This window comes from Shewanella sp. SM95 (assembly GCF_025653595.1).
Taxonomy (GTDB): domain Bacteria; phylum Pseudomonadota; class Gammaproteobacteria; order Enterobacterales; family Shewanellaceae; genus Shewanella; species Shewanella oncorhynchi.
In genome coordinates, this window is sequence record NZ_JAKKSE010000026.1 from 13917 (window position 1) to 29694 (window position 15778).

Consider the following 15778-nt stretch of genomic DNA (forward strand, 5'->3'; position numbering starts at 1 on the left):
TAGAAATGCCCGTAAGGCATTAAAATAAAAGGGTGAGTCTGCCCCATGGGGACAAAACTCACCCCCAAGGGTTTAAAAATTAATTAAAAAACGCAGCAAAAGCGGCATCTAACTCGGCACTTAATTCCGAGTGCTCCACTTCTTCAGTCACTTTTGCCGTTGTAACTTCCGTTTCACCACTGTCTTCTGTGGATCCGCGTAACGCATGTAGCAACTGAGCGACATCTTCATCAATCTCAGCCATAGGCTCGTTAACAATTTCAGGCTCAACCATCGCTTCCAAGCCTAGTTCGTCGTATGACGTTAACAGAGTTTCAAGCGCGGTTTTGTTGCTTAATGACGTTAGTAACAGCCGTAACAAACCTAACGATTTGCTATCCAGTTGCCCATTCTTAGGGAACGAGTTGCGCATCTCATTGAGACATGCCGCAAGTCCGACCCAAGTATCAGAAAGAAAACTGAAGTTCGCCGCCTTTGCTTCCATATCAGCAAGGAATGAAATTGCCTTTTGACCAATCACGTCGCCGCGACCAATCTTATTCAACACATCCTCTGACAAATCCGCAAATTCTTGAAGCAGCTTTTTATCCAAGTGAGTATCAGCAGCAGCCGATTCATCATCGGACATAGAACCGATAACGATAGACATTGGTGGGCTCATGCTCATATAGAAGCGTGATTCCACGTCACTGACAGTAGGCGCATCACGGCGAATGAATCTTGCCGCTTCAGGATGTGCCGCACACTGGTTATCCAGCAGCTCTTCGTAATCTTTCACGAAGGCTTCTGCTTCCTCATTAAAAGCACGCTGAATTGCTTCAAAGCGAATTTTTAAGGTATCGAACTCACTCTCAGGGACTAACCACCCACCCCAAACAGGAATGCCAGCAGTATCCATGAGTCGCTTAGCTCTCATGTAATATTTACTGACGAATTTGAGGGCTGATTTATCAACCAAGAACTTACGAGGCTTCTCTGTGACTTCTGACACGTCCCCACCTTGATCATCAAATACCTTTGATGATTTCTCTGACTTCTTGCCCGAAAAGGACGAGAAATCTAAAGACAGATGGAGACCTTTTTGGCCTTGCAATGAAGCAATTTTGGCCTGACGTGCAGCGATGTTACCTGCGGTATTAAATTTCATGACTCACTCCAAATATGCCCGTTAGGCATAAAAAAAGGGTGAGTCTGCCCCGGGGGGACAAAACTCACCCCAAGGGTTAATAAATTGATTTGTTCACCAGCTGCAGCAGTCAAACTCCGTTAGCGTTTTATGGCTCGGATTCTACTGATGCAATTGGATATGCTGGAGCGATACTGACTCAAAATAGTGCCAATGATTCGCCCCAAGAAATAGTCTGCCAAACGCCTTCGCCATTTCGCAATTGCGATTGCTGCTTAGTGCGTTTTTTAGACCAAGTTTCGTTGTTGAGCTTTATTCTGGCATTGACGATTTCAACTGGGTCAACGACGTCTAAGACACCATCCCTCAGTAAATCACAATCTAAACCAGCATAACGACAAGCAACTAGAAACTGCTCTGAAAACACCCAGTCAAGAATGTCTTCCGCTTCAGTCACCGAATCTCTCAGTAACTCCAGATTTGCAGAAATGATTCCGTCCCAAAAAGCGCGACATTGTTCAGCGCTCCAATCAACAGATTCATGAATGCCTAATTCACCCAACGATTTCTCGCGGGTTTGATATTTTTTAGCCATACCCACTCCAAATAAATAAGTTGCGGGTACGGCCCTTTAGTGGGCAGAACCCACAAGGGAAAAAATGCTTAACGCAGCATCAAAGCGCCCTTTCGGGAGATTGTGATGGTCAAACTAGATGCTCTAGTAGACGCACCACAACCAAACAACAACTCGGCAATTAAATTCCAGTTTCGCGTAGGCGATTGGAATACTGATGTTCAGCGCTTAATTGGGAGTTGTTGTGAGGAAGCATGGAGTGGTACTAAGCAAAATAGGCTTGAAAAAACCCACTTTGGTTAGTTGTGCCAATCAGCACCGGCACTGATTGGCTGACACGTCCGTAAGACGGTCTTACTAGCCGGTTAGATAACACCTAGAGTTTCCTCTGGTGACAGAATGTTTTGAGATTTTGCCCAAACTGATAAACGCTCAGCCAGTTCGCCATGATCACTGCTGCTCACATCAAAACCAACCTTGCTTGATGTAATAACAACACATTTTTCAGACGCGGTAACGAGCACATTCAGATCAGAATGAACAACTCCCACTAAACGCTGCGCGTTTTGAAGGAGTTTCAAAAAGAAAGCCTAAGCTACCTTTTTAGGCTGGTTCCCAGCCTGAATACCTAACGCCCAGTTTAAGTTAACTTGCGCACTGGCTACATCACGGGGCTTCTCACAACCACATTCGCATGAGTGCCAGCGGTCTGCTAAGGATTTCTTCTTCTTAGCTCCGCAGTCTGGACAGGTTTGACTTGGCTTAACTTGCTTTGTTGGTACTTCAACAAATTCGCTACTAGCTTCTTCCGCTTTGTATCGCAGCAAATTAAGAGTCATGGCTGGCGCGGTGTTCAGAATTTCCCGATTCAGACCAGCCTTTTGTTTCACCATTTTTCCGTTTTTCTCGACAGTACCTTTGGCACTGCGAGTCATGTTCTTAACGGTGAGTTTTTCGGTGGCGATCAATGCCGCCACTTCAACTAATTTTGCAGTTTCTTTATGAGTAAAATCGAGTCTTTGACGGGCGATTTTCTGGTGGAGTTTGGCAATTTGATGCTTTAATTTTCGCTGGGTGCGAGTGCCTTTTTTCGCTAACGCGAGGTCACGTTGTAAAGAGGTTAATCGCTCTTTGCTGTTTCTGAGGTAACGGGGGTTTTCGACTTGCTCAAAATTACCATCCTGATCGATAGTCGAAAAGTAATGAGAAACACCCCAATCCAAGCCAACAGCTTTAGTGCCACAGTTTCTCTCAATGGTGTCATACTCCATTGAAACTGAAATGAACCACTCACCATTCTTTCGGATGATTTCGGCAGTTTTCGGCTTGCCTCCTGTGTTTCTAGCTTTACCTCGGATCTTAACGATACCAACATCAGCCAAATAAACAGCACCATGCTTTTTTTCTTTCAGGTTGAGCTTCCAACCATCACCATGAGCCTTGTAGCCCCAACCTTTAAAGCGTTGAAATGGTTTAAAACGTGGGAATCCAGCTTTCTTATCACCTTTTTTGAGCCGTCTAAAAAAACCGTCAAAAGCCAGTGCAACACGTTTTAATGTGACTTGCTCACTCTGAGCATTAGCATTGAAAATGCCATGCGCTTTACGATTATTACGCCACAGAGTGTTGATTTTGCACTGTTCGTGAAAGTTAAGACTGTAATTAGAATCACGATATGTTTCGATGCGATCACGTAAAGCCCAGTTGTACAACTGGTGATGGTGGACAAACAAATCCATCAGCGATTCTTCTTGAGAAACTGATGGTTTCATTTTATATGTAACTTTACGGATTGCTTTTTTCATAACAACTAATTATATTTAGTTATTATGAAAAAACAAGCCATAAACACGCTGTATCACAGCGTTTATAATATTCACTATCATTTAGTTCTTGTAACTAAATATCGTCATCGCTGTATCACGCCAGAGGTTGCCGCGTACTTAGAATCTCAGTACAAAAGGTTGTTAAAATCTTGGGATTGTGAGCTTTTGGAGTGCAATGGTGAGCCAGATCACCTTCACCTTTTAATTTCTGCTAATCCCAAGATGCAACCAAGTAAAATGGTGAACAGTTTAAAAACTGCTACATCAAGACTTGTGCGAAAGGAGTTTTCCGAACACTTGGGTGAGTTTTACTGGAAGCCAGTTTTTTACAGCAGAAGTTATTGTCTGGTTAGTTGCGGAGGTGCGCCACTTGAAATCGTGAAGCAATATTTAGCTCAGCAGGAAGGATTTGATTAAAGCCACCACTTCGTGGTGGTGCGCCTTTCACCACCACCTAAATTAACTCGCTTTGGCTCATTAGATTTAGATGGAGCACTTGGCGCTATTGGGTAGAAAATCGCAGATAGTGTAGACATAAGTAAAATTCCTGTTTATAGAGTGTCGCTAGTGCTGTCTATTGCGAAAGAGCATTAGTGACACCCCATAAACAGTCCTAGAGGACGCTTAAGTGATGTCGATTTACAGTGGTTAATTTGGCATTACCAAACTAGGCCCAATCTCTCTAATACAGGTCTAACTAAAAACAGATAGATAGTCATAAAACCCATAAAGATTGCCGCAAATACGATAGCGTCCATAGTCTCACTCCAGTTTTAATAAAATAAAAAAGAAAAGGGGTGAGAACGCCTTTTAGGGCAATTCATCACCCCAAAAAGGTAGGTTTGTTAATCAATGTAACAAGTTGAATAGATTCCGTTTGGCCAAGCGTGTACGTGCGCCAGAGTCAAGCAAGGCATACGTAAAACTGTCTTGAAGCTCTAAAGGGAGTCGATTCATTAGTTCTTTAAATGTCGCAACCATCTCTGATTTCAAAGATTCAGCCGCAGATAAATAAAGGGTCCCACACAACTCACCAGCTAAATCAGCATGGAATTTGGCGTTTTTTTGAATTTTTGAATTGACATCACGAAACGGAGAATCGTTAAGCAAGGCAATCTGAGCTGAAGCAGTTTGAATCTCGCCTTCAGCGTCACAAAGTGTGATTTTTTGATTAAGGGTGATCTGATGCAGAACACTCTCGGCCGAAAAAATACTATTCATAGTTCACTCCAATAATTAAAAATTGGGTGAACAATCCCTGTGGGGGAATATTCACCCACAAGGGAAGATATTTAGAAAATCTAAACATCTGGTTTCAGGTCGCTAATCTGAATTGAGTCTGAGTCCGAGGCTAACGGAGACTTTTGGTTGCTGCGTAGCAACACCTTTTGAACTAAACGCCGAATCTATCTAACTGAATTTTTCAGTGATAGATTTTTCGTAAAGAAATGGAAAGCTGATATTCAGCGAGCCAGACGTTTAGGTGGGAGGTTCGGTTGCGCAATTGCACTAGGAAATCGTTATTTCCTAGTGAAACTGGAGGTAAATCAGAAATAGCTAAAGCCACCGATACGAAAGCCATGAACAGGTGTGTACATCATGGCCCTGAAAAGAATGCCTACTGAAAAGTAGAACACTTAGAAAGGCGAAGGTCATCCGCCTGCTTACACATTATTTTAATTTCGTAAGCTTGTCAATCTGTGTTTATCGGTGTTACAACAATTAGACTTTTCCACCTTATGCGGCGTCAAAATCGTCGTCATCGTCTTCATATCCAGACTCCAGCTCTACAACCCTTTCATTGTTAACCTCGTACAGAAACTCACTGGGCTCACTGGTGTAACTCATAGTGAGCGACGAGATAGCGCGAGTCATGGCCACATACATTAATCGACGTTCTTCCGCTATCTTACCCCCTGCTAACGCCTCTTTGCTCGGGATGGTTCCTGTGTCGCTCCCCACTATCCACACGTTGTCGAACTGCAAACCTTTTGAAGAGTGCATAGTGATCAATGACAGCTTAGGTGCGGCCTCTTCTGATTGGTCTTTGCGCTTTTTGCTGTCTAACGAAGACTTCAGTTGCGCAATACTTTCGCCCAGGCTCTCCCAGTGACGTCCAGCAATGACATCACCGACGACTTGAGCATGTTTTTGGTCGCGCTTATCGAGGTGTATGACTAACAATTTAACGATAGATTGCATGTAGGTTCGCTTCGCATCCTCACGCCCTGCTGGTATGTCATGCCAGCCTTCAGCTAATGAGTGGAACTTTTGCAGGTCAGCATGATGACCAATCTCCGCATGTTTAAGGCCGCCAAAGGTCGTTTTCGCCGTCCGGCATAAACCTATAATTCTTGCCGTTTCCGCCTCTGGCACTGACAAAGCCGCCAAAGCCCGATGTAGGGTATGGTCATCATGTTTGCCTGAAATCACAGAGGCAATTTGAATCAAGCTGTAGGGTGCAACGCCATCAAAAAACGACTTACCGCCGCGTCGATTGTACTCAATGCCATGACCCTGAATAACCGTTTCAACGCGGTCAAGGATGGCATTGTTCCTCGCAATTACTGCCCACGTATGAGGCTCTTTGCTCACCGCATCTAAAATCCTGTTAAGCTGGTTATCCATCGTGCCAGACTTAATGATTTTGACAGTCCCTTGCTCTTCCCTAACCGCATTCATCGGCTTATCAATCCTATCGGGGTTATTGAACTTAATCAGCATCCCCGCTCGATTCAGGATTTCCTTTGAGCATCTAAAGCAGTCTCTCAGCACGTAAGCATCTGCGTTAAACTCTGACTGAAAGGCCACCATATTGTCGTATCCTTGACCACCCCTGAACGAGTAGATAGCTTGATCGTCATCACCAACGACCACCAGCTTTTTACCAAGCAGCGCGTGTTCACGTAGCCACATGTATTGCAGTGCATCGGTATCTTGAAATTCGTCTACCAGAATATGCGTAGCCGACACAGGGGGGATTTCCCTTTGCGCCAGCCAGCTCACGGACAGTTGGCATACGACGTTAAAATCCGTCTTGCCCTGCTTAATAAGCATATCTTTGTAAAGCTCGTACAAAGCAACTTCTGTGTCACTATACTCTTTTGACAGGTCTTGGCTTCGGCCCATTTCATCAAACAGCCTAACAACGTCCGGCACCTTAAATCTGAACTTATCAATGAGGTCTAAATGGTCAGCTTCATTGAGCACCGACTTAACGAACAGCATTAACTCATTGGCCATTAATAACCGGCGATTAAGTTTGCCGCGAGTCATCGCTAACGCAGTTGAATGAAAGGTACTGATAGTTACCCGTTCCATAGCTCGTGGGGTAAGGGCGTGAAGCATTCGCTCAGTGAGCTCAACACGAGCCGCATCCGTGAAGGTGAGTAAATGGACAGAATAGGCGCCATCTCTGGACAGTAAACGCTTAGTCAGCTCTACCAAAACATAGGTTTTGCCGCTTCCAGGTAATGCACAAACAAGGGTATTGTCGTCACGCTCGATGACTAACCCCTGATCTTTTGTTGAGCCCATTTAAACTTCACCATTAAATTTATGTGTTGTCCGAATGATAATTTTCACAGGCAAAACAATCAACCTTTAACCACTCATATTATATTTCAAGAAATTTGCCAAGTATTAAGCCTGTGTTAACATTGTTGGTAATTCTATCAGGAGTTCACCATGAAAAAGACCTACTCACTTGCCGCTGTTCTTGCTTGCACCGCATTGTTCTCTGGTTGCGCGTCAACACCAACTGACAAATCAGCACCTAAAACAGTCTCTCAACTCGATATTCAATCAGACGATTCGTTTGCTCTAAAAGTGCTAAAAGCAGCTGGAGGCGATAAAAACACTCAAGACACTGAACTATCTGCGGAAGATTGGCATAAGGTTAATGGTGCTTCAGGCTCTGTCATGGCGATGAATATGGCTGCAGGCACTGCTGGTATTGGCGCATTCGGTGGCAGTGGATTAAGTGGCGGTTTAATGAATGCAGGCTTGTTCTTTCTCGGAACTACGAACAAAAAGCCTTTAGCAAAGTTTAACCTTATTCAAGTGATTCCTGCCTCAGATTTGGTAGGACATTCTCAGCAATTAGCCGACTATTTAGGCAAAGATGTTGGAACTGAATATAAGATCGGAAGTGTAAAAATTGGGAGCAAAATGACTCACCCAATGTTTGTTAAGGATTCTAAAGCCCAGTTAGCGCCAAACAAGAAAGAAGCAGGTTGGGCATGGTTAACTTATGGCGTCGCCACCCCAGCGACATCATTAAATGCTGAACAGGCTTCTTCCTTATTTGATCAATCATTTGATGTTGGAGACTATTTAGTAGTTACAACGTCAGTGAGCACTTGCGGAGAGCTCGTGCTGCTAGATAAGTTAAATGCTATCTCGACCACTTATCCAACTTACCTATATGTGCCTCCGGTGGATGCTGTTGCGAATAGAGACTGCCCCGATGCTGATAATTTGAGAGCAAAATATCAGCAGGTAATCGACCTGAATAAAAAACAGACCCATTTATTCATCAAACCTAAAGCCTAACAAAAAGGCCGTTACAATAAACGCTGTAACGGCCTTTGTTTTTATACAGGACAGCTCGGCGGTCTTGGGAAACCTGAACAATCTAAGTTAGTCGCAGGTGATGCGTTCTGGAACGCTTCTCGAACTTTAACACCAGTGTCAACCCCTAACTGATTTTTAATCCTGTCATCGGCACTATCTCGAGCTTCTCGGTTAACCACAGCATCTTTACCCGTCTTTTCCATGTCTGGTTCAGGGAACATACCTGATTCAGTCATCAACCCTACCCATTCGCTGAAATCCACTTTACCCAAGTCGATATTTGCTAACTCGTCTAGAGTCAATCCGCGACACGTTTCGTTGTCATGCCATGACACCGGATTTTGACCTAACTGAACAATTACTTGCTCCATAATTATTCTGGCCAAGGTACTCTTGAAACAACAATACTCGTTATGGGCCTTGTCGGTACATATCCCTAATGTCTTTTTACAAGGAACCTTACGGACAAAGAAACACTTTCGTTCTTTCAGCTCTGTACCCATTTTTAGCTCATCGTCATCACAGGCCGTCAATATCGTATAAAGCAATTTCAGCATGTTATAGATGGTGTAAAGCATCATAACGAAAGAAAGTGCTGCGACGAGGTTGCTGACAATCCCTTCCATCGCTTGAGCACCTGCTTCCTCCCCAGCCATCTTAACCCCAAGCGCTTCGGCGCCAGCTAGAATCGCTTCTTGCATTGCCTCTGGCATCACATCGTAAACCCATTGATAGATTTCTGTTTTTACCGTATCGATTGAGGTAGCCAAATCCGTAAAAAAGTCAGTAACAACGGATCCAGCTTCTCCTGATACGGTAGTTGTCGCATTACCTGCTGTAGCAGTAGCTTCAGACGAAAAGGATTTACCTAGATAATCCCATGCACCTTTTGCAGCCTCTGTCGCTGGTTTGGTTGCATCAGACACCCAATCAACGGCATCACTCCACCCACTCTCAACCATGCTCCATCCTTTTTTGGCATATTCTCCGCCCAGATATTCGTTCACCCAAGCGTTCTCACTGGATACCGCATTTTGCCCTGCCTGAAAGGTCATCAATGAAAGTTTGAACAAGTTAGACGTGGTATCCGTGCCTTTGGTAGAGCAGCAATCGTTCACCTTGAGTTGATCCCAGCTACATTGTTCGACACTGCCCACGAAAACCTGGCATGTATCTGGATTAGTTGGGTCGGTACACGACGAACCATTATCTAACTCGTTAATCGCCGCGTACATCGCAGCGGTTTGAACAAAGTCTGTATTGGTCTCTTTAGCTTTTGTCTCGCAATTTCCATCAACGCAAGATGCATCAGTGAAACAAGTATTATTCTCCACGGTTTCGGTTTTAGTTATGACCGAACCGCTTTCGCAGCGATACGTGACATCCCAACCAAAACAGGTATTCGTTGCTGAATCTAGCCAACCTTCCGCACACGTAGAGGATTCAATACTGCACTTTTCATCTGAAGTGTACTGGGTACATTGGTCACCCATTGTGCGAATGTCAGAATAACCAACTGAACCACCATTAAGCGGTAATCGATTTCCCTTGAGAGGATCACACACATAATCTTCCATATGTGCGTACATGCAAGGGGTAAGACCATCATCACCCTCATATAAGGGGTCTAAGTTGACCAGTGCAAACATATCCTTGGTTTTTTCTAGTGCATCGAGCACTTGTTGATCCGAGGTAATATCACGAAGCACTTCCCAATGAGCCAGATAGAGTGGCGCATTCGCACGTTTGGTCCAATCCTGTGAGGTATTTCCTCGACCAATGATAATTCGACGCTGCTTTAATGAGTCAAAGTCTCCACCGTACATCTGCTTAGCGTTAAATATCTGACCATTTTCATTGTAAAACCGAGATGTCAGACCATTGTTAATTTTTACAGCGAAGACAGACCATTTGTTCCTCTTGGGTAAGACGTTTACAAACTCTGTCCCGTACATTCCTGGGCCACTATAGATACTGTGGGTTTGGAATCCGATGCCTTCTTTACACACCCATAGACCGTCATCGTTTTTATTATCGCCCTCGGAGTCAGTGGTGCCAACTATGTTACCGCAGTTTGAATTAGTCCCATTTGCCAAACTTGGTTCAAAATCCCTACGCATAACCATTAATACTACGTCATTTGGCCCGGAAACTGCCTGAACACCCGGAGCTCCTTCAATATCCGATAGATTCAGAACACCACCGTTGTTGATTAACTCTGAATCTAACCGAGCATCGCATTTCCAATCAGAAGCCGTACAAAAACTGTCAGGCGTTGACAACGAAGCCTCGCATCCTTCTGGCGACTCAACAATGTCCTCAACCCAGTTAGCAAGCAAGTCCTGGTCAAAATTAATGGTTATACTTGTATAGCCCTCCCCCAGGTTTTTTACTGATAGCAGCTGCTCGACTGTCAGTGTGCGATTTTTTGCCAATGCAGTTTGAAACGGCACAGTCACATCAATAGGGGTAGCACTGGTGGTATTACCGACATCGGAGCAAGACTGTCCATCAAGAGGAAACGTAGAAGACTGGTTCAGAATTGTGTCGTTGACTGACAATTTGAAATAATCGTCGTACCTTGATTTACCGATTGTAGCGGAAACAATATTTATTCCGTCAAGCAATCTGAACGATGTTGCATTGCGATAAACTTTACACGTACCGTCTTCATTGTCCGGCAGAGCATTATCAGTTTCATCACCCAAAATTATTGAAATACAGCGCTTACCGCAATAGCCAAACCCACTTCCAAAAATTTTATTCTCGTTAGGTGGCGTTAAGATTCGTTCTCTATTACAGCTTGAAAGATTGTTTCTGTTTGGCTTGAAGCATTCTTGAATCGTATTTTTAACCAGTGAGTCATCGATAGTAGTTTTGGTGACAGTATCAGTCGAACAATCTCCGAAAAATTGTCCTCCACTACCATTAAGAATGTTTTGCTGTTCCTGTGATCCAGATTTAAGGAATGAAGCATCCTTTCCAATAGTGTGTGGCGGGTTCTTGTTTTGAGCATCAAGCAAGGTTAGATAAGCATTGGCACTATGATCTTGCGCATCATTCGTTTCATCTTGATTTGCCCCAACAACGGGCTCTGACTTTCCATAAGCCGTGTTTCGCTCAACGGCCTCTTTAATCGATTTTTGTTGCGCCTTTTCGTCCTGATAAGTACCTGTTGCAGATACGTTGTAACCGTTATTGGAGTCAAGCCCGAGCATATCAGCATTGGTCATATTAGATGTGGTCATATCTGTTTGACCAACATTCCGGTAATTAAGCTTAATATTGTTAGTTGTACCTCCTGGCAGCTCAATGGCGCCTACCGCGGATTTGCCAAAATCGCGGCCCATCTGCATAAAGTAATCAGGATCTGATAAGTTTCCCTTCGCCGTAATACAGGTATTGCTGTAGGGATCTAACTCTTTTCCTGCTGGGCAGCTGGTTACTGTACCTGACGTGCTCACGCATGAGCCATTCTTATACGACGTTCCTGCTGGGCAGCTCGGGGCCGTCCCAGGTGAACACTGACCGCCATCTTGGTAATAGCCGGACGGACAACTTACCGTAGACGGGGTTGTTTGCACTTTCACACAGTTGTCATCACCGGCAGGGGTGTAACCCGTTGGACAGGTGGAGACCGTACCTTCGTAAAGAGTGCGCTTACAAGTAGATTCATTCTGCTTTTGCCAGCTTTGGTCAGGCAGTGACACAGTGACTGTCTCGTCTTTTTTACAGAGTCCGAGGTCTACATAGGTCTGGGGACAGATTTGCTCAACCTTTTCAGAGGCTCCGCCCTCATTTGGACACGTTTTTCCCAATGGAGTTTGTAGCTTAAAACAGATCCCATTGCTATATGTCGTGTACCCACTGGGGCAATTCGCTAATGAGGATGCGCTTTGCCTTGCAGAGCAATAATTGGGATACAGTGGGTCTTGATAATTCCACGATTGCTGGATATCGAGCCAGTTAGTCCCAGTGGGGCAACTGTTAATCGTTGTCCGGGACTCATTTTTGGCGCATGTTTGTAAGCCATCAACAGTGGTGACGGAATAACCAGCTGTAGGGCATGTCACTACTGGCGCTGCATAGGTGTACTTAACACAAGTGCCATTTGAATAGCTCCACCCTGTTGGGCAGGAATACTGAAGAGATACTGGCAATGGGAGATCTGCAAATGCAGGGCTACTTGTGAGAAATAGCGCCAGAAAACTCATAGTTAAAATATTGAATAAGTAAATGCTTCCTATTCCGTAAGAGATTGCCTTTTCCCACCACGTAACCAGTTTATCTTCCATTGTTATTGAACCCTCACACAGCAATCGGTGTATCTGAAAATTGAATAAACCGCGTGTTGGTCTTTTCCATTACCAGGAGACTTTCTACCTGAACCCCACCAAATCGTAGGCCAACCGAGAGGGTGACAACATTCATCCCATGAACCATCTAGGGTTGATTTATTTTTATCTTCGCTGTTGTCGTAATTGCCAGTTTCAGGATTTTGTAGATCCTCAATATTAAAAGCCTTCGTGGGTTTCACAGCTGATGCTGCTGCAGGATTAGCTTCAGGAGACGGATACATCATAGAAATTTTGTACTGCGCCTTAGGGATCATTGGACTGTACTCGGCGTTACACATCGCCTCTTTACCGTAAGTTTTTCGCGCTAACCCCCTGCGATGTAGCGCAGCAAGTGAACGAGTCGTGATTAACTGAGTATTGCGGATAAAATCATTGTCGGCCCCAATAAAGCCGGTTAATGGATACAAGGGACCATCTAAACCAGCGCAGAACCACAGTGCCTCGTTAGCACTGCCGCTACTAGCAGTGATCATCCCATCGGCAACACAAATGGCGCGGCCAACAGGATTCGCAATAGGAATTGCGTCAGGAGTGAACAGAAATGATAGCGCCGAGTTTTCGTAGGTGACATCGAGAATTGACATGTACGCAATATCGAGGTCAAAGTAACCAGGGGATGTGTCGCACTCAGGCAACAAGAAAAGACCTAACATCTTGAAAACCGGATTGATGATGTAGTTGTAATGTAAGAACGATACCGTTTCGGCAGATTGAGTATCAGGGTTGGATGCCCTCCCCCGCATCGTCATGTCATTTTGTAGCAAGGTTCCACCTAGCGTTGGACTGCACCATGGCGTTGCAGAGACTTCAACTAAATGATCAGGTGACCAGTAACCCAGAGATACCCCAAGCTCCGGCACACCCAGAGCATCCGAACATGAGCATAAACGACTCGAATTAGCCCCTTTAGGCACATTGTCCGAGAATCCGGCGAGATTAAAAGGTAGCGTACATGACCAGCAAAAGGAGTTAATCAGGTTTGAGAAATAGCCAGCATCGGGGCAAACCGAGTCCGGCATACTGTTCGCACTCACATTTACGGACATCATGGAAGCCAGAAAAACTGCTACTTTTGCGAACTTCTTCATCATTTGGCACCGCCATTTGGAGCTACTAATAGTGTCGGTAATCCCGCATTACTCAGAGTTCGTTGACCAATCTCAGTGACGCGGATTTCTCCCTTAAACAAATCAACTAATGCGGGTAAATGCTCAAGCTGAAAACGAGACACCATCGTCGGTTGCATCAAGTACAAGCGACGGCCTAGTTTTGTCTGCAACTGGTTAAATTCGGTTAAATCGCTACCGGCTGGCAGAGCTGATAGCAGCACGTAAACTTGCTTGTGCTCAGTCACGGAAAGTACATCATTCATCCACGCCAGCTGACGCTCACTGGTTGGGTCAATCATGAATAAGCGGGTTTCCATTTGGAGTAATGCCGTAGGATCTACAACATCACCGGCCTTGGCAAAATACTGGCCATCCGGCGTTGTTTGGTCTTGGGTAAAGCGAACACGCGGGTCAATTTTGTAACGCACATCCTCGTCTTTAAGGCTCTCTGTCAACTGAACCTCTTTACGGTTAACGAATCGGCTAACGGCCTCGTGCTTTTTCTCTTCCCAATCTACTTTTTTGAGCTTCTGTTGGATAAGTTCGAGCATGTCCATCTCAGTAATATCGTAAGTGTCTGACAACTTCCCGAGCGAGCCGCTTTGCAACAAGCCTTCGGACTGCTTAACGAAATCTTCTAATGACTGTAGCCCTGTCGCGGTAACCACTTTGCCACCGTTGCGATACACCATTGTTGGCGCTACTTCGACTGCATAGGTATTAAACAAACGAGGGTCGATGATAACTCTTGGAGTCACATCTAAATCTGCTTCATCTATCGCTCTATGAATGGCGTTGGAGGCATCACGCAGACTTTCAGATTCATCTTTCAGGCCTCTAAATACGACTGTTGTTTTAACTTGGCTTTGAGATGCTGCTCTCAGCGCTGATTTCAGCGTGTATGCTGGCATACCGAATGAAGCGAAAATGAATACCTCTCCGTTTGCGGCTATCTCTTGCTGCACAACAGGCGTGACAGGTTCTGGCTTTGGCAGCACTTGATGCCTGATCGCATCGGCCTGCTGGGTGAGCATTTGTGCTTGTGAAATGTAAGATTGCTGCCCCCAAGCAGCGGGGAGGCCACCTTGGGGCTGCTGGGTATTGTTCTGTCTCATAGCCTCGATTTGGCTGCGCACTTCATCCATTTGGCGCTTAGCATCCAAAATGAACTGCTGGTTATCATCGGCCGATACCGCATTAAAGTTGATAACTGACAATGTAATCGCCGCGAACGCACTAACGAGTGACTGCTTATTAGATAATGAGGTATGCACGACCAATCACCTGTTGAGTTTTGATGGGACCAAAAAATCGACTGTCATAACTGCCAGCTAATGTGCCTAGCACAAAAAGCCTGTCTTTTTCGACGGTCCGAGTACCTGTTAGCGTTCTAGTGTCGATGTTTAGTGCCTTCGCCGCTGAGTCGATGGGCGCCGGAAATTTGTGGCTATTGTTGGACACGCTAAATTGGCCCACCTCGACACGATCCCCTTGCACACCTGCCACCAGCTTTATGATGTTAATCCCCGCCGGAAGAATGTCCGTCTGATGGGATTTGAACATCACTAGCTCACCCGTATTCACCTGTTTTTGTTGTGTATCAACGACGAACACTGAGCCAGGGATGCACTTATCGCTGTTAAACACGAAGATCAATTTGTAGCCATGACTGAACCACGTCACCGCCGCTGCGATGACAGCTGCAATGCAGAACGGAAATAAGTAAGTATGACGCCAGTTAGCTTTGTCGAACTTGAACATAATACACATTTATTTAAACACAAAGTTCATGCATATTACTAGACAGCGAGCAGATCAGCAAGAACGAGTGCGATGATGGAATCTACTGCAAACGATTTAGAATTGATTAGGAATCAACTGGGAGTTGATGTCTCTACACTTAAACCGATTAGTATTACTGGCTTGTCTCTTGACGAGTTAGAACGCATATCTACACATATTGAGTGTGGAAAGAGTTTTGTAAATTGCTGTAGAACACATTCAATTTTAGGGGCTGATGCCATCGTTGTACGACCATAATAAAGTTTGATAAAAATTATGGGTGTCATGAACGGTAATACCGCTATTGTTTGATAATTTATCTGAGGACGAATTTCAGTTTCTCATAATTAAGTTTGATCATTTTCAAACTCTCTTTTGGACAAAAGCGTGATAGAGCCGTTGCTCTAACTCTTCAGTTTCGGATTAAA

At 44.8% G+C, this 15778-nt stretch carries 12 protein-coding genes; 2 read left to right on the forward strand and 10 right to left on the reverse strand.

What is annotated here, in order from left to right; genetic code table 11:
* Window positions 1–79 precede the first annotated feature (79 nt).
* From L5M29_RS20400 to L5M29_RS20415, 4 genes are all read right to left on the reverse strand, one after another.
* A complete protein-coding gene (locus L5M29_RS20400) occupies window positions 80–1147 on the reverse strand; it encodes a DUF3150 domain-containing protein (protein WP_011711539.1) in 1068 nt (355 codons plus the stop codon).
* Between the two features lie 178 nt (window positions 1148–1325).
* Complete coding sequence (locus tag L5M29_RS20405) at window positions 1326–1721, reverse strand: hypothetical protein (RefSeq protein WP_011711540.1); 396 nt, start codon at window positions 1719–1721, stop codon at window positions 1326–1328.
* Between the two features lie 344 nt (window positions 1722–2065).
* Entirely contained in the window at window positions 2066–2281 is a 216-nt protein-coding gene (locus L5M29_RS20410; RefSeq protein ID WP_263169732.1) for a hypothetical protein, read from the reverse strand.
* A gap of 9 nt (window positions 2282–2290) precedes the next feature.
* Window positions 2291–3505, reverse strand: coding sequence for an RNA-guided endonuclease InsQ/TnpB family protein (locus L5M29_RS20415; RefSeq protein WP_014610911.1), 1215 nt, complete (start codon window positions 3503–3505; stop codon window positions 2291–2293).
* A gap of 24 nt (window positions 3506–3529) precedes the next feature.
* Between L5M29_RS20415 and tnpA the strand changes: the two genes are divergently transcribed.
* Window positions 3530–3943, forward strand: a complete 414-nt coding sequence (gene tnpA / locus L5M29_RS20420) for an IS200/IS605 family transposase (RefSeq protein ID WP_014610912.1) — start codon at window positions 3530–3532, stop codon at window positions 3941–3943.
* Window positions 3944–4375: 432 nt separating this feature from the next.
* Here the strand turns inward: tnpA and L5M29_RS20425 are convergent, their stop codons facing one another.
* Both L5M29_RS20425 and L5M29_RS20430 read right to left on the reverse strand, forming a co-directional pair.
* Complete coding sequence (locus L5M29_RS20425) at window positions 4376–4747, reverse strand: hypothetical protein (RefSeq protein WP_037426830.1); 372 nt, start codon at window positions 4745–4747, stop codon at window positions 4376–4378.
* 516 nt (window positions 4748–5263) lie between these two features.
* Entirely contained in the window at window positions 5264–7063 is a 1800-nt protein-coding gene (locus L5M29_RS20430) for an ATP-dependent helicase (protein ID WP_263148820.1), read from the reverse strand.
* Between the two features lie 150 nt (window positions 7064–7213).
* On the opposite strand from L5M29_RS20430, the gene L5M29_RS20435 reads away from it, so the two are divergent.
* The gene (locus L5M29_RS20435) at window positions 7214–8080 is read left to right on the forward strand and encodes a hypothetical protein (protein WP_259560882.1); all 867 of its coding nucleotides are present in this window, start codon (window positions 7214–7216) and stop codon (window positions 8078–8080) included.
* Between the two features lie 41 nt (window positions 8081–8121).
* Here the strand turns inward: L5M29_RS20435 and traN are convergent, their stop codons facing one another.
* From traN to lepB, 4 genes are read right to left on the reverse strand one after another with little or no spacing between them, the layout of a single operon-like run.
* Window positions 8122–12396 carry a conjugal transfer protein TraN gene (gene traN, locus L5M29_RS20440; RefSeq protein WP_263169739.1) on the reverse strand — a complete coding sequence of 1425 codons (4275 nt, stop codon included), beginning with the start codon at window positions 12394–12396 and terminating at the stop codon, window positions 8122–8124.
* Window positions 12397–12398: 2 nt separating this feature from the next.
* Entirely contained in the window at window positions 12399–13550 is a 1152-nt protein-coding gene (locus tag L5M29_RS20445) for a TraU family protein (RefSeq protein WP_181159871.1), read from the reverse strand.
* Complete coding sequence (locus L5M29_RS20450; RefSeq protein ID WP_263169743.1) at window positions 13547–14842, reverse strand: TrbC family F-type conjugative pilus assembly protein; 1296 nt, start codon at window positions 14840–14842, stop codon at window positions 13547–13549. The genes L5M29_RS20445 and L5M29_RS20450 overlap by 4 nt, the downstream gene beginning before the upstream one ends.
* Complete coding sequence (lepB, locus tag L5M29_RS20455; RefSeq protein WP_263169745.1) at window positions 14823–15329, reverse strand: signal peptidase I; 507 nt, start codon at window positions 15327–15329, stop codon at window positions 14823–14825. The genes L5M29_RS20450 and lepB overlap by 20 nt, the downstream gene beginning before the upstream one ends.
* Window positions 15330–15778: the final 449 nt, after the last annotated feature.